Source organism: Ideonella sp. (assembly GCF_036277275.1).
Taxonomy (GTDB): domain Bacteria; phylum Pseudomonadota; class Gammaproteobacteria; order Burkholderiales; family Burkholderiaceae_C; genus Ideonella.
The window spans coordinates 1-19,202 of sequence record NZ_DASUNH010000018.1; the positions used below are offsets into that span (position 1 = coordinate 1).

At 67.7% G+C, this 19,202-nt stretch carries 15 protein-coding genes; 7 read left to right on the forward strand and 8 right to left on the reverse strand.

The window, feature by feature from the left end; translation table 11 throughout:
• Positions 1-195 (reverse strand): ABC transporter permease subunit (locus VFY73_RS03720; RefSeq protein WP_414654385.1); only part of this gene is annotated, 195 nt, incomplete at its 3' end.
• Between the two features lie 306 nt (positions 196-501).
• On the opposite strand from VFY73_RS03720, the gene VFY73_RS03725 reads away from it, so the two are divergent.
• Both VFY73_RS03725 and VFY73_RS03730 read left to right on the forward strand, forming a co-directional pair.
• Positions 502-2,367 (forward strand): sensor histidine kinase, encoded by a 1,866-nt coding sequence (locus tag VFY73_RS03725; protein WP_329716567.1) that lies wholly within the window; start codon positions 502-504, stop codon positions 2,365-2,367.
• Positions 2,360-3,694, forward strand: coding sequence for a sigma-54 dependent transcriptional regulator (locus VFY73_RS03730; protein WP_329716568.1), 1,335 nt, complete (start codon positions 2,360-2,362; stop codon positions 3,692-3,694). The genes VFY73_RS03725 and VFY73_RS03730 overlap by 8 nt, the downstream gene beginning before the upstream one ends.
• Before the next feature lie 63 nt (positions 3,695-3,757).
• On the opposite strand, the gene VFY73_RS03735 is transcribed toward VFY73_RS03730, so the two are convergent.
• The 5 genes from VFY73_RS03735 to VFY73_RS03755 all read right to left on the reverse strand — a co-directional run bounded on the left by VFY73_RS03735 (position 3,758) and on the right by VFY73_RS03755 (position 9,940).
• Positions 3,758-4,744 (reverse strand): hypothetical protein, encoded by a 987-nt coding sequence (locus VFY73_RS03735; RefSeq protein ID WP_329716569.1) that lies wholly within the window; start codon positions 4,742-4,744, stop codon positions 3,758-3,760.
• Positions 4,745-4,851: 107 nt separating this feature from the next.
• Complete coding sequence (locus VFY73_RS03740) at positions 4,852-5,826, reverse strand: amino acid ABC transporter substrate-binding protein (RefSeq protein ID WP_329716570.1); 975 nt, start codon at positions 5,824-5,826, stop codon at positions 4,852-4,854.
• Complete coding sequence (locus VFY73_RS03745) at positions 5,823-8,225, reverse strand: ATP-dependent DNA helicase (protein ID WP_329716571.1); 2,403 nt, start codon at positions 8,223-8,225, stop codon at positions 5,823-5,825. The genes VFY73_RS03740 and VFY73_RS03745 overlap by 4 nt, the downstream gene beginning before the upstream one ends.
• Positions 8,226-8,309: 84 nt before the next feature.
• Entirely contained in the window at positions 8,310-8,816 is a 507-nt protein-coding gene (locus VFY73_RS03750) for a pyridoxamine 5'-phosphate oxidase family protein (RefSeq protein WP_329716572.1), read from the reverse strand.
• Positions 8,817-8,944: 128 nt separating this feature from the next.
• Positions 8,945-9,940: a LysR family transcriptional regulator gene (locus VFY73_RS03755; protein WP_329716573.1), complete on the reverse strand. Its 996-nt coding sequence runs from the start codon at positions 9,938-9,940 to the stop codon at positions 8,945-8,947.
• A gap of 113 nt (positions 9,941-10,053) precedes the next feature.
• Here VFY73_RS03755 and VFY73_RS03760 point away from each other — a divergent pair, with 113 nt between their 5' ends.
• Genes VFY73_RS03760 through VFY73_RS03775 form a run of 4 tightly spaced genes read left to right on the forward strand, consistent with a single transcriptional unit; the run spans position 10,054 to position 16,873 of the window.
• The gene (locus tag VFY73_RS03760) at positions 10,054-10,905 is read left to right on the forward strand and encodes an alpha/beta hydrolase fold domain-containing protein (RefSeq protein WP_329716574.1); all 852 of its coding nucleotides are present in this window, start codon (positions 10,054-10,056) and stop codon (positions 10,903-10,905) included.
• A gap of 22 nt (positions 10,906-10,927) precedes the next feature.
• Positions 10,928-12,166 carry an efflux RND transporter periplasmic adaptor subunit gene (locus tag VFY73_RS03765; protein ID WP_329716575.1) on the forward strand — a complete coding sequence of 413 codons (1,239 nt, stop codon included), beginning with the start codon at positions 10,928-10,930 and terminating at the stop codon, positions 12,164-12,166.
• A 28-nt stretch (positions 12,167-12,194) separates the two neighbouring features.
• Positions 12,195-15,443 (forward strand): efflux RND transporter permease subunit, encoded by a 3,249-nt coding sequence (locus VFY73_RS03770; RefSeq protein WP_329716576.1) that lies wholly within the window; start codon positions 12,195-12,197, stop codon positions 15,441-15,443.
• Complete coding sequence (locus VFY73_RS03775) at positions 15,440-16,873, forward strand: efflux transporter outer membrane subunit (RefSeq protein ID WP_329716577.1); 1,434 nt, start codon at positions 15,440-15,442, stop codon at positions 16,871-16,873. The genes VFY73_RS03770 and VFY73_RS03775 overlap by 4 nt, the downstream gene beginning before the upstream one ends.
• 384 nt (positions 16,874-17,257) lie before the next feature.
• Here the strand turns inward: VFY73_RS03775 and VFY73_RS03780 are convergent, their stop codons facing one another.
• Positions 17,258-17,668: a hypothetical protein gene (locus tag VFY73_RS03780; protein WP_329716578.1), complete on the reverse strand. Its 411-nt coding sequence runs from the start codon at positions 17,666-17,668 to the stop codon at positions 17,258-17,260.
• A 211-nt stretch (positions 17,669-17,879) separates the two neighbouring features.
• Here VFY73_RS03780 and VFY73_RS03785 point away from each other — a divergent pair, with 211 nt between their 5' ends.
• Positions 17,880-18,275 (forward strand): VOC family protein, encoded by a 396-nt coding sequence (locus tag VFY73_RS03785; protein ID WP_329716579.1) that lies wholly within the window; start codon positions 17,880-17,882, stop codon positions 18,273-18,275.
• A gap of 6 nt (positions 18,276-18,281) precedes the next feature.
• Here the strand turns inward: VFY73_RS03785 and VFY73_RS03790 are convergent, their stop codons facing one another.
• Complete coding sequence (locus VFY73_RS03790) at positions 18,282-19,199, reverse strand: pseudouridine-5'-phosphate glycosidase (protein WP_329716580.1); 918 nt, start codon at positions 19,197-19,199, stop codon at positions 18,282-18,284.
• Positions 19,200-19,202 lie beyond the last annotated feature (3 nt).

The following is a 19,202-nucleotide window of genomic DNA, read 5'->3' on the forward strand; positions in this document are numbered from 1 at the left end:
CCAGCCCGGCAGCCCCGAGTCCGCCAAGGCCTGCACCACCGTCCAGCTGGTCAGCGCCCCCACCATCAAAATCTCGCCGTGCGCAAAGTTGATCAGCGAGATGATCCCGTACACCATCGTGTACCCCAGCGCGACCAGCGCATACATGCTCCCCAATACCAAGCCGTTGATGATCTGTTGTACGAAGATGTCCATTGAGTTGCTTTCGCTTCGGCCGTTGCCGGCCACCGCGGCTGATAGAGCACAGGTTGTGCCAACATGTTTTTTCCGCGGGTAAGCCCGGACAAAAAAGGCCTGTTGGACCCCATTTCGGCCTCTGAAGCGCAGAGGCCACGAGCAAACAGGGCGGAAATCCGCACTGGGGCCAAAAGTGGCGGTGTGGATTTCCGCCCACCGTGTCTGGCGGCTGTTTTCGAGCGCCGTTCGAGGCCGCCGACAGTGCACCGAAGCCACAGGCTTTGACCCACGGGCGGGCGCGAGTTGGGCACACTACGGTGCCTGATGCCGACCCCTGCCTCTCTTTCGCCCCACGCTTTGCAGCTGCAGCGGGCGGCCCCCCAACTGATTGCCTTGCTCACCGTGGCGCTCGTCGTGGTCGGCATGGTGATGGGCTATCGCATCAGTGAACGCAGCGGCCTGGCCGACCTGGCGGCAGTGGCGAGCGAGCGGTTGGAGCTGTACGCGTCGAACCTCGAAACCGAGTTGGCCCGCTATGCCTATCTGCCCAGCCTGATCGCGATCGACGAGGATGTGCAGGCGCTGCTCGATGACCCGCACAACGCGCAGGTTCAGCAACGTGCGCGCTTGAAGCTGGCGCGCGTGAACGTGCGCGCCGGCTCGATCCTGATCTTCGTGACCGCGGCCGATGGCGAAGCGCTGGCTGCCAGCAACGGCTACCAACGCCATGGCGGCGACGTGCCCGGCGGGCGCACGCCGCTGCCTGAAGCGGCGCGCAGCCTGGGCGAAGATGCGACCGACTTCTTCGCCTCCAACGAATCCGACGGCACGACCGATTACTACTTCGTCCACGCCGTGCGCCGCGCGGGCAGCTACCGCGGCCACATCGTCGTCAAGGTGAGCCTCGCGCCGCTGGAGGCCACCTGGGTCGACCTGGGCCTGCGCTCGCTGAGCGAGAAGTTGCTGGTGCTCGACCAGAACGACGTGGTCATCATGTCGTCGGTGCCGGCGTGGAAGTACCGCATGCTGGGCTCGGTCAATGTCGAGGCACTGCAGGCGCAGGGCCGTTATGCCGGCGCCACGCTGGCGCCGCTGGGCATGTCGGTCGAGCGCAGCGCACAGCCCGGGTCGACGGTGGTCCGCCTGGCAGATGTGCAAAGCGCGGGGCACAGCTTGCATCTGGCGCAAGAGCGGCCGGTGGTGCCGCTCGCGGTGCGCTTGATGACCTTGTCCGACCCGTCGGACGTGTGGCGCCAGGCGCGCTACGCGGCCTGGGGCGGCGGCGCCGGTGGCGCGGTGCTGGGGCTGTTGGCGTTGTACTGGTTGCACCGTCGGCGCGCGATGCAACAGCTGTTCAAGGCGCGCAATGCGCTGCAGCAGGCGCACGACCAACTCGAACGTCAGGTTGACGAGCGTACCCATGAACTTCGCACGACCAACGACGAGTTGAAGCGCCAGATCGCGCAGCGCCTGCAGGCCGAAGACGAGCTGATGCAGGCCGGCAAGCTGGCGGTGCTGGGCCAGATGTCGGCTGGCATTTCGCACGAGATCAACCAACCGCTGACGGCGTTGCGGGCGCTGTCGCGCAACACCGCGCTGCTGCTGCAAAGTGGCCGGACGCAGGCGGTGGCCGACAACCTGAAGCTGATCGACGACATGGCCGAGCGCATGGGACGCATCACGCTGCAACTGAAGTCTTTTGCACGCAAGGGCGGCAGCATTGCGCAACCCGTGGACCTGGCGGCAGCCGTGGCCAACGTGTTGCTGCTGCTCGAGCACCGCCTGCGCGCCGAACGCATCCAGGTGCAGGTGAGCGTGCCGGCCGGACTGCAGGTGCGGGCCGACACCAATCGGCTGGAGCAGGTGCTGCTGAACCTGTGCACCAACGCGCTGGACGCGATGGCCTGCTCGCCCGACAAGCAACTGCGGGTCAGCGCCCGCGTTGGCGACGACGAGCGCGTCGCCGTGCAGGTGGCTGACAGCGGCGAGGGCATCCCCGAGGCCAACTTCGAACGTTTGTTCGAGCCGTTTTTCACCACCAAGCCGGCGGGACAAGGGCTGGGCCTGGGCCTGGTGATTTCATCGAAGATCGTGCGAGAGTTCGGCGGCACGCTGCGCGCGTTGCCCACTGAGCAGGGCATGGTGTTCGAATTCGATCTGGAAGCAGTAAGCAAGGAAGCCTATGTTTGAGGGGTTCAAGGTCCTCTTTGTCGAAGACGACCCGCCGGTGCGGGTGAGCCTGACGCAGACGCTGGAGCTGGCCGGGCTGGATGTGCAGCCCTGCGGCTCGGCCGAAGACGCGTTGCCGCACATCGCGGCGGGCGCCCAGTTGATCGTCGTCACCGACGTGCGCCTGCCCGGCATGGACGGCCTGGCGCTTCTGGACCATGTGGTCGCCACCGACCCGGGCATTCCGGTGGTGCTGATCACCGCGCATGGTGATGTCTCGATGGCCGTGCGGGCGATGCGCGCCGGTGCCTACGACTTCATCGAGAAGCCGTTCGCGCCCGAGCGCTTCGTAGATACGGCCGTGCGCGCGTTGGACAAGCGTGTGCTGCGCGTCGCCCTGGACGACTTGCGCGCCCAGCTGCAAAAGCGCAGCGGCATCGAATCGGTGCTGCTGGGCAATTCGCCGGTGATGCAGGAGCTGCGGCGCAAGATCGTGCGACTGGCCGACACCTCGGCCGACGTGATGATCCTCGGCGAGACCGGGACGGGCAAGGAGCTGGTCGCCCGCTGCCTGCACGACCACAGCAACCGGCGCGACCGCAACTTCGTCGCGATCAATTGCGGCGGTCTGCCCGAGACGCTGTTCGAGAGCGAGCTGATCGGCCACGAGCCGGGCGCGTTCACCTCGGCCGCCAAGCGCCGCATCGGCAAGATCGAACACGCCAACGGCGGCACGCTGCTGCTCGACGAAATCGAAACGATGCCGATGCAGATGCAGATCAAGCTGCTGCGCATCCTGCAGGAACGCAAGATCGAGCGACTGGGCTCCAACGAGGAGGTGCCGGTCAACCTGCGCGTGGTGGCCGCCACCAAATGCGACCTGCGCGCACTCAGCGACGAGGGCAAGTTCCGCGGCGACCTGTACTACCGGCTGAACGTGGCGGTGCTCGAATTGCCGCCGCTGCGTGAACGGCGCGAGGACATCCCGCTGTTGTTCGAGCACTTTGCCGGCCAGGCCAGCGCACGCTACGGCTTGGCCCCGCCCGAGATGACGCCCGAGAAGCTGCGCGAGCTGATGGCGCACGACTGGCCCGGCAATGTGCGCGAGATCCGCAACGCGGCCGACCGCTTCGTGCTGGAGATCGGCGACCTGACCTCCGCCACGACCGGCGTGGCTCCGGTGACATTGGCTCAGCAGATGGACAAGGTCGAGAAGGCGCTGATCGAACAGGCCCTGCGCCAGCACCAGGGCCGCATGCCCAAGGTGATGGAGTCGCTGGGCATCGCGAAGAAGACGCTCTACGACAAGCTGCACCGGCACGACATCGACGTCGACCGTTATCGCTGACGCTCGCGGCGGGTTCGGCCGCTTCAAGCCCGCCGAACCGGCCGGTGCATCACCGGCAAGGGTTCAGTCCATCGGCGTGAGCAGCACCACGTGGAAGTCGTAGGGCTCGCGTTTGGCAATCGCGGCGATCTGTCCGCGGTCGTTGATGTTCACGGCGCTGACCAGACGCCAGCCTTCGCCGGTGACCGGATCCAGCTGGTGGTTCAGGTTGATCATGCGGCCGTGCTTGTAGACGAAGGCCGCGCTCGAACCCACCGGCCCCCATTGGCCTACCACGACCTCGTGGTTGTTGATGGCCATCGCCTGGCTTTCGCCGCCCAGCGGATTCAGGTCGATGATCTGCCCGCCCTTGAACATCACCGCGTGCCGCTCGCCATTGCTCACGTCGGCCCGGCCGACGGCCACGCCGTCGTCGTTCAGGTCTTCCGCGAAGCTGTGGTCTGCCAGCGTTCCCAGGTCTTTCAGCTGGGTGCCATCGTGGATGAAGGCGTGAAAGACGCCGTTGGCATTGGTTGAGTAGCCCGAGACGTGCCCGGCCTTGTTGATGCCGGTGGCGCGGGAGGTGACGCCATCGAAGGCGCCGAGGTCCTTCGATACGCCGTTGTCGAACAGATAGGCCCGCATCGGCCCCTGCCGGCTCTGCGCGTAGCCGACGACCTGCTGGGCGTTGTTGACATCCGCGACGGTGATGTAGTCCTTGTGGCCATCGGGTCCGCGGAAGGCGCGCACGCTGCCGTCGGCCCGCCAGAGGCAAGCCTTGACGCGATCGTTCTGCTGGCACTCGCCGGCGACATCGCCGCGGTCGTTGATCGCCTTGCCGGTGTTGCCGTCGCCGACGGCCTGCAGCAGGCGGATGCTGCCGTTTTCGTAGACGTGGGCCTGGAATGTGAGGTTGCCGATGTCTGTCTGGCCAGACACGGCGCCATGGCGGTTCAGCCCGGCATAAAAGGCCGAGTAGGCCTTCGAGACGTACTCGAGCTGGTAGGTGGCGGCCGAGCAGCAAAGGCCGGTGGCGCCGAGAGCGGCGACGAGAAGGCGTGCGATCAGCATGGGCGACTCCTGTGGACCGAAGTTCCGATCGCTCAGTATGCGCCTTGCTAACGAGTTAGTGGTGTGTAATTGTGAGTCTGCAGGCTCGCGCGCCACCTTGCGGATATCTAGCGATAGTCCTGAGGATCCGGCGAGTCGGTCGGCTGCCGGATGGCGCGCAGCAGCGGCTCGCTCATCGGCATGCGCAGGTTGATGCCCTTGGGCGGGATCGGCGACAGGAACCACTTGCTGTAGATCGAGTAGACCTCGCCACTGCGGTACAGGCTCATCAACGTGTCGTCGACCAATTGCTTGAACGCGGGGTCCTCTCGCGGCAGGCCAATGCCGTACGGCTCGATCGACAAGGTGTCGTCGGAGACGGTGTAGTCGGACGGGTTCGGCGCGGTGGCGATCAGGCTGCGCAGCAGCACGTCGTCCATGGCAAAGGCCACGGCACGGTCGGCTTGCACCATCTGGAAAGCGTCGGTGTCGTCCTGTCCGGCGACGATCTTCATGTCCAGCTTCAGCGCCTCATTGAGGTTGTTCAGGTAGCGGATGCTGGTGGTGGCAATGGTCGACGCAACGACCTTGCCGCGCAGGTCGTCGAGCGTGTGGATCTCGCTTTCCTTCTTCGCCAGCAGCCGGCTGGCCGCGACGAAGGTGGTGACCGAGAACGACTGGGTCTTTTGCCGCTCGACCGTGTTGGTGGTCACGCCGCATTCGAGATCCACCGTGCCGTTGGCCACCAGCGGCATGCGGGTGGCTGAGCTGACGGCGACCATCTTGACTTCGAGGTCACGCAGCTCGAGCTTGGCGCGGATCGCGTCGACCACTTTCTGGCACAGGTCGACCGAATACCCGACCGGCCGCAGCTTGGCATCGAGGTACGAGAAAGGCACCGATGTCAGCCGGTGCCCAATCACGATGACGCCGGTGTCGCGGATCTTGCGCAGCACCGCCGAGCCGGCCAGCGCCGACGAGACCGATGACGCAGGCGCCGTTGCTTGCGGGGCCGAAGCCGGTGCCGCCCCGGCGTGGCCGGTGAACAGTGCCGCCAAGGCGGCCAGCGCCGCATTGAGGGATCTTCGGGCCAGGATAGTCATCGGGGGGCAATGATATCGACAGTGGCTGTAGGGGTATTCCGGGGATTCGGCGGTGGCGGCGCGAGCGTCTCCACGCGCCACCAACTTGGCAGCAGTCGCCGCACGTCGGCGCGCCGAAAGCGATCGTCGATCAGGTGCACGCTGCCGCGGTCGGTGGGTGTGCGCAGCACCCGTCCGGCGGCCTGCACCACCTTGCGCAGGCCGGGGTAGAGGTAGGCGTACTCGAAGCCCGCGCCGAAGCGCAGCTCGAGCCGCTCGCGCAACGCCTCGTTGACCGGGTTCAGTTGCGGCAGGCCGATGGTCGCGATCACGGCACCGATCAACCGCGATCCGGGCAGATCGATGCCTTCGGCAAAAGAGCCGCCGAGCACGGCAAAACCGACGCCGTGGCCTTGCGGAACAAAGCGGTCGAGAAAGGCCTGCCGCGCCGTTTCGTCCATCTGCCGGGTTTGCTGCCAGATGGGCACCTCGCAGTAGCGAGCCTCGAAGGCGGCGGCCACCTGCTGCAGATAGTCGAAGCTGCTGAAGAATGCGAGGTAGTTGCCGGGCTCCTGTTCGAACTGGCGATGGATCAGCTCGACGATTGGCGCGATGCTGTCGGCGCGCCGGTTGAAGCGCGTCGACACGGTGGGCACGATGCGCACCTTCAACTGGTCGGCTGAAAAGGCGGAAGCGACGTCGAGCCACACCGTGCTCTCGGGCAGGCCGAGCGTATCGGCATAAAAGCGTGTCGGCGCCAGCGTGGCAGAGAACAGCACCACGCTGCGGGCCGCGGTGAAGCGCGGCTGCAGGAAGTCCGCCGGGGTGACGTTGCGCACGCACAGCGTCGACTGCCCAGCCTTGTGTCGGCTTGTGCCTGGGGCTGCGCGGGTCGCCACATCGACCAGCGAATGCGAGGCATCGAACGATTCGCACAGGCGCAGGTAGTGCAGCGCCGCCCAATGGAATTCCAGCAGCGCGCTGGGCAGGGCGTGCGGGCCGTCGATGCCGTCTGCCAACAAGTCGCCGATCGCTTGGGTACAGGCGGCCAGCGCCGCGCCCAATGCCGCGGGCGGCTGAGGCACGACCTGGTACGGCGCCGGTTGTTCACGCGCCAACGCACGCCAGGCGCGCGCCACGCGCTCGATCGGCTTTTTCAGCTCGGCCGGCGCCACCGCGCGTGCCGCGGCGAACCAGGCCCAGTCCAGCTCGGCCGTGTAGCAGCTGCGGGCGCGCTCGACCAGGTTGTGCGCCTCGTCGACGAGCACGGCGACGCGCCAGCCATGGATCAGCGTCATCGCATGCAGCGACGCGCTGATGTCGAAGAAGTGGTTGTAGTCGCCGACGACCACGTCGCCCCAGCGTGCCATCTCCTGCCCCAGGTAGTAGGGGCATACCGCATGGCGCTCGGCCATCTCTTGCAGCGCCTGCTTCGACAGGTTGCCAGCGTGCCCGGCGGCCTCGCTGCGCGCAGCCGGCAGCCGGTCATAGAAGCCGCGGGCCAAGGGGCAGGACTCGGGGTGGCAATCCTTGTCGGGGTGCACGCAGGCCTTGTCGCGCGCCACCAGCTCGACCACGCGCAAGGGCCTGGCGCCGGACGCACAGATCGAGTCGGCGGCATCCAGCGCGACGCGACGCCCAGAACCTTTGGCGGTCAGGAAGAAGACCTTGTCCAGCGCCTGCTCGGGCATGGCCTTGAGCAGCGGGAACAGCGTGCCGACGGTCTTGCCGATGCCGGTAGGCGCCTGGGCCGCCAGGCAGTGGCCGTGGCGAGCCGCGCGGAACACCGCCTCGGCCAACGCGCGCTGACCTTCGCGGAACGTGCCGTGCAAGAAGGCCAGCCGGGTCAGGCTGGCGTCGCGCCGCGCGCGGTGCGCGGCCTCGCTCTCGGCCCAGGCCATGTAGCGCTCGCACAGCGCCTGGAAGAAGCGCTGCAACTCGGCGGCCTCCAGCCGTTGCACCAGTGGCGGCGCTTCCTGTTGCCGGTCGGCGTGGAAATAGACGAGGGCCACGTTCCAGGCGTCTGCCTGGTGCTTCTCGCAAAGCAGCCACGCGTAGACCTTGGCCTGGGCCCAGTGCAGGTCGCGCTGGTTGGCCGGCATGCGTGACAGAGCGCCTCGATAGGTCTTGATCTCCTCGACCAGCTGGCGTTCGACGTGCACGCCGTCCGCACGGCCGCGGACCTGCAAATGCCGATACGTGCCCTGCAGGCTCACCTCGCCGCGGTAGCCGGCGTCGCGAGACTGCACCACGGTGCGGTGTCCCGCCTGGCCTTGCTCGGCGGTGGGTGCCGGCGTGAAGCGCGCGTCCAGGTCGCCGTGCTTGGCCGCAAATTCGCACAGGGTGCGAACGGCAACGGTCAGGGGCGGGGCGGCGGCGGGGCGGGCGTCAGGGGGGTCGCCAGGTGGTGCGTCGGGCATCAAACCAGGGCCAGGTGCGATTCTGTATGTTTATACAGTATGCGCCCTGGCCGCGCCGCCTGCGGGCCGCGCGGCGCGTGAAAGCTACGCCATCCGTACCTCGCCCTGGCGGCCCAGCTTCGGCGCCGGGTGGCCGGTCACCGCGGCTTTGCCCATCTCGAACAGCTGGACCAGCTTGTTCTCGTGCACGTCCCAGAAGTGCGCGTGGGTGATGTCCACGCGCACCAGCGCCAGGTCGGGGTCGGTCGGGCCGCCGGGGAACCAGGCCTCGGCCGATTTCGACCACAACTGGCGCTTCTTGGCCACGTCGTCGACGACGGTGGCGTTGCCCGACACCGAGACGTAGGTGTCCTTGCCCGGGTTGGCGTAGGCCACGTTGACGCTGGCCTCGCCGGTCAATTCGGCCACCGGGCTGCCATGGCGCGACATGAAGAACCAGAGTTTGGTGTCGTGGTCGGCGCGCGAATTCTGGGTCGTCATCGGCCGCGAATGCAGGTGGCCGTTGTGGTGACGGGTGGTGAACATCGCGAGGCGGATGTCGCCGATCAGGTCCCACAACTTGGCCATGTTGTCGATCTCGGGCGAGTGCATGCGAATCTCCTTGTTGGACGGTCGAGTCCTTCAAGGGTGGCGCAACGGCGCCGCCGGTGCTGTAGGGCAACGGCGCAACCCAGGGTCGGAAAGTGCTGCCCGGGCGGGCAGCCTGTTGCGCGGCTTGGTCAGTCGACCGTGGCCAGCGCATCGGCTGGCTGCGGCGCCGGCGCTCTCAACGCCTCGGGCTTTGGCTTGGGCAGGCTGCACTTGCGGTGGATCAGGTCGCTGCGGGCGAACAGCTCAGCCACCCAGTCCACGAACACGCGCAGCTTGGCGCTCAGGTGCCGGTTGGGCGGGTAGACCACGTGCAGCGGCACCGAATCGGCGCACCAGTCCAGCAGCAGTGGCTGCAGCGCACCGGAGGCCAGGTAGGGCGCGGCCTGGAAGGTGGCCAGCCGCACGATGCCCAGGCCCGCCAGGCCGGCGGCCAGGTTGGCGTTCGAGTCGTTGACCGACAGGGCATGCCGGCCATGAACCTCGAGCTTTTCGCCGTCCTTGCCGAAGACGAAGGGGTAGATGCGGCCGGTGCGGTGAGCGAAATGGTTGACGACGGCATGGCTTTCGTCCTCCAGATCGTTCGGGTGCTGCGGCGTGCCGTGGCGCTTCAGGTAATCGGGCGACGCGCAGATGATCAGGTGAAAGTCGCCGATGCGGCGCGCGACCAGCGACTGGTCGGTGATCTCGCCACCCCGTAACACGCAATCGACGTTTTCGCCGATCAGGTCGACCGGGCGATCGCTGACGCCCATGTCGATCTGGATGTGCGGATAGCGCGCGTAGAAATCGGGCAGCGCCGGGATCACCAGCAATTGCGCCACGGTCGAACCGACATCGATTCGCAGCCGCCCGCGTGGGCTGACTTTGGCGCGCGTCATGCTCGATTCCAGCTCGTCGATTTCGCCGAGCAACCGCACTGCGCGGTCGTAGTAGGCAGCACCGTCGGGCGTCACCGTCACGCGCCGGGTCGTGCGCTTGAGCAATTGGGTTTCGAGTTCGGCTTCCAGTGATTGCACCAAACGCGTGACGGTCGGCTTGGGCAGTGACAACGTGTCGGCGGCCTTGGTGAAGGTGCCCGCTTCAACGACACGCACAAAAGCCTGCATGGCGGCCAGCTTGTCCATTCGATCTCCAGTCGGTCTGCGGCGCATTGTTCTTCGGCTTGAAATAGTCCTTGAGCTGCGGGGCTATTTGTTGGCCAGCGAGAGCGCCCTATCTTCCGTGCACTGTCTTCAGCATGAGCACCCACGCAATGTCCGGCACCGCCGATCCCTTGTTGATCACCCCCGAACGCCTGTCGATTCCGATGGGTGACGGAGCCGATTGCCCCGCGCTGCTGTACCGCGCCACGGATGCCGACGCGCCGCTGGTGCTGCACCTGCACGCCGGGGCATTTGTCAGTGCACCGGGCGAAGGTGTGCCCTGCGTCGTGCGCCTGCTGCACAGCGCGGGTGCTGCAGTGATGTCGCTGCTGTACCCGCTGGCACCCGAACATCCGTTCCCCCAGGCCGCCGAGGCCGCTCATGCGGCGTTGGCGCATCTGCACAAGCGCCGCCGCGCCTGGGCCGGTGCGGCGTCACGAATTTTCGTAGCCGGTGAAGAGGCTGGCGGCAATCTGGCCGCCGCGGCGAGCTTGATGGCGCGCGACCGCGCGGGCCCGCCGCTGGCCGGCCAGATCCTGTTCTCGCCGATGCTCGATGTCTGCGTGGCCACGGCCTCACTGCGGCGGGCGCAAGCCGGCCCGGTGGGATGTCGCTGGGCCGATGGTTGGCACGACTACCTGCCACACGCCAACGACGCACTGCACCCCTACGCCACACCCGGGGCCGCCGCGCGCCTGGCCGGTCTGCCGCCGACCCTGTTGTTCAGCGCGGCCGACGACCCATTTCGCGACGAAACCACGGTCTACGCCAGCCGCCTGCGGGGCGAGGGCGTGCCGGTCGTGCGCCTGATGTTGCCGCCGCCGACCCACTTTCCAACGCCTTTCATGGAGGCACCGCCGCCATGCGACCCGGCCTGGGTGGCTGTCGCACGCGAGCGCCTGCGCTTCTTCATGCAAGGGCTGCCGACCGAACCCCTGAAGAACTGAACGACATCCAAAGGAGAACCCCATGACCTCGCCCACTTCCAACCCCACGCGTTCCCGCAAGACCACCGCCTGGACGATCAGCGCGGCGCTCGCTGCGGTGGCCGCGGTTCCGATCACGATCTTCGGCCTGCAGGGCGGCCCGGCCGTGGCCAACGCACCGGCCGCGGCGCCGCCGGCCACGCCGGTTTCCGTGGCCACCGTGGCGCAGAGCCAGGTCGCGGCGTGGGAAGAATTCTCCGGCCGGCTCGAAGCGGTCGAGCGGGTCGAGATCCGCTCGCGCGCGGCCGGCACGGTGCAGGCGCTGCACTTCCGCGAAGGCTCGCTGGTCAAGGCCGGCGACCTGCTGGCCACCATCGACCCGGCGCCCTACAAGGCCGACGTGGAGCGCGCCGAGGCCCAAGCCGCGGCCGCGCAAGCCCGCGTGACCCACCTGCAAAGCGAACATGCCCGCGCCGAGCGCCTGTGGGAAGAGCAGGCCATCGCACAGCGCGAACTGGATGAACGCACCAATGCGCTGCGCGAGGCTCAGGCCAACCTTCGCGCGGCGCAAGCCGCGCTGCAAACGGCGCAGCTGAACCTCGGTTACACCCAGGTGCGAGCGCCGATCTCGGGCCGCATCGGCAAGATCGAGGTCACTGTCGGCAACCTGGTCGCGGCCGGGCCGGGCGCACCGGTGCTGACGACGCTGGTCTCGGTCAGCCCGATCTACGCCAGCTTCGACGCCGACGAGCAACTGATCACCCGTGCGTTGAAGGACCTGCCGGGTGGTGCCAGTGCGCGCGCCCATATCGAGCGCATCCCGGTCGAGCTGGGAACGGCCGGCAGCACCGATCTGCCGTACCGCGGCCAGCTGCAACTGGTCGACAACCAGGTCGATGCGAAGAGCGGCACGGTGCGCGTGCGCGCCAAGTTCGACAACGCCGACGGCGCGCTGATGCCAGGCCAGTTTGCGCGGCTGCGCATGGGCCAGGCCAGCACGGCGGCGGCCCTGCTGATCAACGAGCGTGCCGTCGGCACCGACCAGAACAAGCGCTTCGTGATCGTCGTCGACAAGGGCGATGTGGCCGCCTACCGCGAGGTGACGCTGGGCGCATCGGTCAATGGCCTGCGCATCGTCACCGCCGGCTTGAAGCCGGGCGAGCGCATCGTCGTCAACGGCGTGCAACGGGTGCGCCCGGGGGCCTTGCTCGCGCCGCAGAACGTGGCGATGGACGCGAAGCCCGAGCTGCAAGCTGCCCGCAGCGAGGCCAAGCCATCTTGAACGAACAGAACAACAAGGGAGCCTTCCCGTGAACCTATCCAAATTCTTCATCGACCGGCCGATCTTCGCCGGTGTGCTCTCGCTGCTGATGCTGATCGCCGGCCTGATCGCGCTCAAGGCCCTGCCGATCTCCGAGTACCCCGAGGTCGTGCCGCCCTCGGTCGTCGTGCGGGCGCAGTACCCGGGCGCGAACCCGAAGGTGATTGCCGAGACGGTGGCGACGCCGCTCGAAGAGGCCATCAACGGTGTCGAAGGCATGCTCTACATGGGCAGCCAGGCCACGACCGATGGCCTGATGACGCTGACCGTGACCTTCAAGCTCGGCACCGATCCCGACAAGGCGCAGCAACTGGTGCAGAACCGCGTCTCGCAGGCCGAGCCGCGGCTGCCCGAGGAGGTGCGCCGGCTCGGGGTGACGACCGTCAAGAGCGCACCTGACTTGACGATGGTCGTGCACCTGATGTCGCCGAACGAGCGCTACGACATGACCTACCTGCGCAACTACGCGGTGCTCAATGTCAAGGATCGACTCGCGCGCGTGCAGGGCGTCGGCCAGGTGCTGCTGTTCGGCTCGGGCGACTACTCGATGCGCGTCTGGCTCGACCCGCAGAAGGTCGCGCAGCGTGGGCTCTCGGCCGGTGATGTGGTGCGCTCGATCCGCGAGCAGAACGTGCAGGCAGCAGCCGGTGTCGTCGGTGCTTCTCCGGGCTTGCCGGGTGTCGACCTGCAGCTGTCGATCAACGCGCAAGGCCGCTTGCAGACCGAAGAAGAGTTCGCCGACATCATCGTCAAGACCGGTGCCGACGGCGCTGTGACGCGGCTGGGCGACGTAGCCCGGTTGGAGCTCGGTGCGTCGGAATATGCGCTGCGCTCGCTGCTGGACAACAAGCCGGCAGTCGCGATCCCCATCTTCCAGGCGCCGGGCTCGAACGCGATCGAGATCTCGAACCAGGTCCGCGCGACGATGGCCGAATTGAAGAAGGCCATGCCCGAAGGCGTGGACTACCGCATCGTCTATGACCCGACGCAGTTCGTGCGAGCATCGATCGAGTCGGTGATCCACACGCTGCTCGAAGCGATCGCGCTGGTCGTGCTGGTCGTGATCCTGTTCCTGCAGACCTGGCGGGCGTCGATCATCCCGCTGCTGGCGGTGCCGGTGTCGGTGATCGGCAGCTTCGCGGTGATGCACCTGTTCGGTTTCTCGATCAACGCGCTGAGCCTGTTCGGCCTGGTGCTGGCGATCGGTATCGTGGTCGACGATGCGATCGTCGTGGTCGAGAACGTCGAGCGCAACATCGCCTCCGGCTTGAGCCCACGCGACGCGACCTACCGCGCGATGCGCGAAGTGTCCGGCCCGATCATTGCGATCGCGCTGGTGTTGATCGCGGTGTTCGTGCCGTTGGCCTTCATCAGCGGCCTGACGGGGCAGTTCTACCGCCAGTTCGCGTTGACGATCGCGATCTCGACGGTGATCTCGGCGATCAACTCGCTGACACTCTCGCCAGCCTTGTCGGCCCTGCTGCTGCAACAGCACGGCGCACCAAAGGACGCGCTGACACGCGGCATGGACCGCTGGTTCGGCTGGCTGTTCCGCGGCTTCAACCGGTTCTTCGGCCGCAGCGCCGAGCGCTACAGCGGTGGCGTGCAGCGCGTCGTTTCGCGCAAGGCACTGATGATCGGCATGTACCTGGTGCTCGCGCTGCTGACCGGGCTGCTGTTCCGCAGCGTGCCCAGCGGCTTCGTGCCGGCGCAGGACAAGCAGTACCTGATCGGCTTTGCGCAGTTGCCCGATGGGGCGACGCTCGACCGCACCGAAGAGGTGATCCGCCGCATGGGCGAGATCGCGCTGAAGCAGCCGGGCATCGAAAGCGCCATCGCCTTCCCGGGTCTGTCGATCAACGGCTTCACCAACAGCTCGAACTCGGGGATCGTCTTCGTCACGCTGAAGCCGTTTGACGAGCGTCGTTCGCCCGAGCTGCACGGCGCGGCGATCGCCGGTGCGCTGAACCAGCAGTTCGGTGCGATCCAGGACGCGTTCATCGCGATGTTCCCGCCACCACCGGTGCAGGGGTTGGGCACCACCGGCGGCTTCAAGCTCCAGCTGGAAGACCGCGGCTCGCTCGGCTACGAGGCGCTCGACGGTGCCACCAAGGCCTTCATGGCCAAGGCCTACCAGACGCCGGAACTGGCCGGGATGTTCTCGAGCCTTCAGGTCAACGTGCCGCAGCTGTACGCCGACATCGACCGCACCCGCGCCCGGCAGTTGGGCGTGGCGGTGACCGATGTGTTCGACACGATGCAGATCTACCTCGGCAGCCTGTACGTCAACGACTTCAACAAGTTCGGTCGCACCTACTCGGTTCGCGTGCAGGCCGATGCGCCGCACCGCGCACGCGCCGAAGACGTGGGCCTGTTGAAAGTGCGCTCGGCCAGCGGCGAGATGGTGCCGTTGTCGGCGCTGATGAACGTGAAGCCCAGCTTCGGGCCGGAGCGGGCGATGCGCTACAACGGTTTCCTGTCGGCCGACATCAACGGCGGCCCGGCGCCGGGTTACTCGTCGGGCCAGGCGCAGGACGCGGTCGAGCGCATCGCGGCCGAGACGCTGCCACCCGGCATCGGCTACGAATGGACCGAGCTGACCTACCAGGAGATCCTGGCCGGCAACTCGGCGGTGTGGGTCTTCCCGCTCGCGATCCTGCTGGTGTTCCTCGTGCTGGCGGCGTTGTATGAAAGCCTGGCGCTGCCGTTGGCGATCGTGCTGATCGTGCCGATGGGGCTGCTGGCGGCGATGACCGGCGTGTGGCTGTCCAAGGGCGACAACAACGTCTTCACGCAGATCGGCTTGATGGTGCTGGTCGGCTTGTCGGCGAAGAACGCGATCCTGATCGTCGAGTTCGCCCGTGAGCTGGAGTTTGCCGGCCGCACGCCGGTGCAAGCCGCGATCGAGGCGAGCCGGCTGCGGTTGCGCCCGATCCTGATGACCTCACTGGCGTTCGTGATGGGCGTGCTGCCGTTGGTGGTGTCCAGCGGTGCCGGCGCCGAGATGCGGCAGGCGATGGGCATTGCGGTCTTCGCCGGGATGATCGGCGTCACGGCGTTCGGCCTGTTCCTGACGCCGGTGTTCTACGTCGCGCTGCGGGCGCTGAGTGGCAATCGGCCGCTGAAGCTGCACGGCGAGGTGCCGCACCTCGACGGTTTTGCCGGCAGCTCTGAACCCCATGGTGGCGGGCCGCTGAAACCAGCGCCGGCCGCCCCGATCTCGAGGCATGAAACATGAAGAAGACGCTGAAACCTTCCTGGGCCGTGTCGACCCTGGCGCTGGCCTTGTTGATGGCGGGCTGCGCCAGCGCCCCGGCCATCGACCCCGCGGCGCTGCCGGTGGTGCCGGCCGCTTTCAAGGAGGCGGCTGCTCCAGGTGCCCAGTGGGTGCCGACCGCGCCCGCCGAGGCGCAGCCACGGGGGGCCTGGTGGCAAGCCTTTGCCGACCCGGTGCTCGACAAGCTGGTCGAGCGGGCTGGCGAGCGCAACACCAGCGTGCAGGCCGCTGCGGCGCGCCTGGCGCAGGCGAGGGCGCTGCTCGGGCGCGCCGGCGCCGAGCGTTGGCCGCAGATCGGCGTGTCAGCCGGCGTGCAACGCCTGTCCGGCCCGGACACCGGATGGCAGCCTGCCAACCTGGGCAGCGCCGGCGCCAGCGTGTCGTACGAGGCCGACGTGTTCGGCCGCCTGTCGCGCTCGGCCCAGGCCGCCACGCTCGACGCGCAGGCACGCGACGCGCTGCTGCAGAGCACGCGGTTGATGGCGCAGGCCGATGTGGCGCAGAGCTACTTCCTGCTGCGTGCACTGGACGTGGAGCGTGGCATCGTCGGCGACACACTGACGGCGCATCGCAACACGCTGCGGCTGGTCGAAAGCCGCCGGCGTGCCGGCGACGTGGCCGAGCTGGATGTGGCGCGGGTGCGCACCGAACTGGCCGAGACCGAATCGGAAGCGCTGGCGCTGGATGCCCGTCGCGCGCTGCTGGAGCATGCGATCGCCGTGCTGGTGGGTGACACGGTGGCCGGCTTTGCGATCGAGCCGGCGCCTTGGCGCGGCACCGTGCCCGCGGTGCCCGCGGGTGTGCCCAGCACTGTGCTGGCCCGTCGGCCCGATGTGGCCGCGGCCCTGAGCCAGATGCAGGCGGCGCAGATTCGCGTGGGCGTGGCGCAGGCGGCCTGGTTCCCGAACCTGTCGCTGACGGCGTCGGGCGGTTATGCCTCGCCCGAGCTGTCCGATGTATTCAAGTGGTCGGCGCGCAGCTGGGCCGTCGGTGCACTGCTGTCGTTGCCGGTGTTCGATGGGGGGCGGCGACAGGCCGGTGTCGATGCCGCGCAGGGCGCGCTGGAGCTGAGTCTCGCGGAGTACCGGCAGCAGGTGCTGGCGGCCTTCCGCGAGGTCGAGGACGAACTGGCGCTGCTGCGCTCGCTGGATGAGCGCTCCAAGGCGCAGGCGAGGGCGGTCGAGTCGGCCACCCGTGCGACGACGCTGTCCGAATCGCGCTACCGCAACGGCTTGGTCAGCCAGCTCGAGCTGCTTGATGCCCAGCGCAGTGAGCTGCGCAGCCGCCGGCAAGAGGTGCAGGTGCGCGTGGCGCAGTTCCAGTCGACCGTTGGCCTGATCCGCGCACTCGGCGGCAGCTGGGAGCCGGAGCGAAAGGTCGCGGCGTTGTGAACGCGGCGCCGAGCCGCCGGATCCGGTGTCTGCCGGCTCCGGCACGGGCCCGGTCGCAGGACAGCGGTGCCGCGCCGGGCACAGACCGGCAATAGATCACCACGATCCGTCGCTTTCGCGCAACCCCCCCCGAATGGGTGATCGCCAGCGCGCGGGCACGGCCGCGATCATGCAGACCAGCGCGGTTGCAGAAGGAGCATGGGGGTTCGACAAACCCCAGGCGACTCACCCAACCGCCGAACACAGCCGTCATGCAGCGGGCACGCCCGATGCGTGGCCACCGAACAGAGTGTCAGGTTGTGGAGGGTCTGTCCGAGCCGCATGGCGAAGACCCGGCGCGTCAGTCGCCGGGCTGCCATGCGGCCCGTCAGCTGCCGAGCCGGTTCAATCCCCGTACTTCAGCAGGTCTTCTTCGACGAAGGTTCGGTAGTGAACGGCGCTCGCGGCGTCGTGCTCGGCCGCCAACTCGCCGACGCGCTGCGCCTGGTCGCCGCTGCCCACTTTGACCAGCAGCCATTTGCAGCCTTCGCGTGCGAGCTGCAGATAGCGCCGCATCAGAACGATCTCGTAGCCGAAGCCCGAGGCACCGCTGGCCTTGTCGATCAGCTCGGCCAGTTCGTCTTCGGCTTCCTTGGGCGCGATGCGCTGAATGTTCTGCCGCGCAATGCCCGCCGATTGCAGCGCGACGGCCAGCCGGTCCTCGGCCTGCGCTGTGCGCAGGGCCACCAGCACGTGGCCCACCGGCTTGAGGTTGCCGAACGACGTGGGCACTGTCTCCAAGGCGACATCTGACATCGGGTTCTCTCCTGCGTTGCAAATTGACCTGCATCGTCGGCGAGAAGTGGTTGGCGCCGCGTCGGCTGGCGGCGACGATCCTTGTGGGCGTTGTCCGACCCGAGGCGTGGGACGGCCTGAAGCGAGGCGCCGCCAACGCTCGTGGCGCCGTTACCCGGGGCCGCACAATGTGGGCCGGGCATGGCCGCCCGAATTGCACCGACCGATCCCCATGCTGCGACGCATCCACCACGCCGCGATCATCTGCTCGAACTACGAGGTCTCCAAGCGCTTCTACACCCAGACGCTGGGGCTTGCGGTCCTCGCCGAGAACTACCGCGTCGAGCGGCAATCCTTCAAGCTCGACCTGGGGCTACCCGACGGCTCGCAGGTCGAGCTGTTTTCATTTCCGGGCGCGCCTGCACGCCCGTCTCGCCCCGAGGCGCAAGGCCTGCGCCACCTGGCGTTCGCCGTCGACGATGTGGCGCTGTGCAAGCAAACCCTCGAGGCCCAGGGTGTATTCGTCGAGTCGATCCGCGTCGACGAATACACCGGCCGGCGTTTCACCTTTCTTGCCGATCCGGATGGTCTGCCCTTGGAGCTGTACGAAGCGCCAACTCCGCGATGACGGCTTCTACAGCGCGGCGTAGGCCACGGCCACCGCAGCCGCCAGCCGGGCGTTGTTCAGCACCAGCTGAATGTTGCCCGCCAGGCTGACGCCGCCGGTCAGCGCATTCACCCGAGCCAGCAGGAACGGCGTCACCGCCTTGCCGCCCAAGCCCTGAAGCTGCGCATCGGCCAACGCCTGCTCGATAGCACGGTCCACCGCCTTCGCGGGCAACGCATGCTCGGCCGGGATCGGGTTGGCCACCACCAAACCGCCATGGAAGCCGAGCGCCCATTGCGCCTTCATCACCCGCGCGATGTCGGCAGGCTCGTCCACCCGTGCATCGAGGTTCAGCCCGCTGTCGACGGTGAAGAACGCCGGCAGGCGGTGGGTGCGGTAGCCGAGCACCGGCACACCGTGGGTCTCCAGGTATTCGAGCGTCAGGCGCAGGTCGAGGATGGACTTGGCGCCCGCGCAGACCACCGCCACCGGCGTGCGCGACAGCTCCTGCAGATCGGCCGAGATGTCGAAGCTGGTCTCGGCACCACGGTGCACGCCGCCGATGCCGCCGGTGGCAAAGACCCGGATGCCGGCCAGCGCGGCGACGATCATCGTTGCGGCCACCGTGGTGGCGCCGGTGCCGCCGCGGGCCACCAGCAGCGCCATGTCGCGCCGGCTGACCTTGGCAACCTCGTTCCCAGTGCGGCCCAGGCGTTCGATGTCATCGCGAGACAGGCCGGCCTTCAGGCGGCCGTCGATCACCGCGATCGTCGCCGGCACCGCGCCGTGCGCCAGCACTTCGGCTTCGACGGCAAGCGCGGTTTCGGCGTTTTGCGGCCAGGGCATGCCATGCGAAATGATGGTCGATTCCAGCGCCACCACCGGGCGCTGGTCGGCCAGCGCGGCGGCGACGTCGGGGTGCAGGTCGAGCAGGGGGTTGACCATCGG

Excerpts from the sequence above, each read along its gene's own strand:
- VFY73_RS03775 (WP_329716577.1), top strand. The coding sequence starts at position 15,440 with ATGAAGAAGACGCTGAAACCTTCCTGGGCCGTGTCGACCCTGGCGCTG.
- VFY73_RS03745 (WP_329716571.1), bottom strand. The coding sequence starts at position 8,225 with ATGCCCGACGCACCACCTGGCGACCCCCCTGACGCCCGCCCCGCCGCC.
- VFY73_RS03735 (WP_329716569.1), bottom strand. The coding sequence starts at position 4,744 with ATGCTGATCGCACGCCTTCTCGTCGCCGCTCTCGGCGCCACCGGCCTT.
- VFY73_RS03790 (WP_329716580.1), bottom strand. The coding sequence starts at position 19,199 with ATGGTCAACCCCCTGCTCGACCTGCACCCCGACGTCGCCGCCGCGCTG.
- VFY73_RS03760 (WP_329716574.1), top strand. The coding sequence starts at position 10,054 with ATGAGCACCCACGCAATGTCCGGCACCGCCGATCCCTTGTTGATCACC.
- VFY73_RS03755 (WP_329716573.1), bottom strand. The coding sequence starts at position 9,940 with ATGGACAAGCTGGCCGCCATGCAGGCTTTTGTGCGTGTCGTTGAAGCG.
- VFY73_RS03765 (WP_329716575.1), top strand. The coding sequence starts at position 10,928 with ATGACCTCGCCCACTTCCAACCCCACGCGTTCCCGCAAGACCACCGCC.
- VFY73_RS03785 (WP_329716579.1), top strand. The coding sequence starts at position 17,880 with ATGCTGCGACGCATCCACCACGCCGCGATCATCTGCTCGAACTACGAG.
- VFY73_RS03725 (WP_329716567.1), top strand. The coding sequence starts at position 502 with ATGCCGACCCCTGCCTCTCTTTCGCCCCACGCTTTGCAGCTGCAGCGG.
- VFY73_RS03750 (WP_329716572.1), bottom strand. The coding sequence starts at position 8,816 with ATGCACTCGCCCGAGATCGACAACATGGCCAAGTTGTGGGACCTGATC.
- VFY73_RS03780 (WP_329716578.1), bottom strand. The coding sequence starts at position 17,668 with ATGTCAGATGTCGCCTTGGAGACAGTGCCCACGTCGTTCGGCAACCTC.
- VFY73_RS03740 (WP_329716570.1), bottom strand. The coding sequence starts at position 5,826 with ATGACTATCCTGGCCCGAAGATCCCTCAATGCGGCGCTGGCCGCCTTG.
- VFY73_RS03730 (WP_329716568.1), top strand. The coding sequence starts at position 2,360 with ATGTTTGAGGGGTTCAAGGTCCTCTTTGTCGAAGACGACCCGCCGGTG.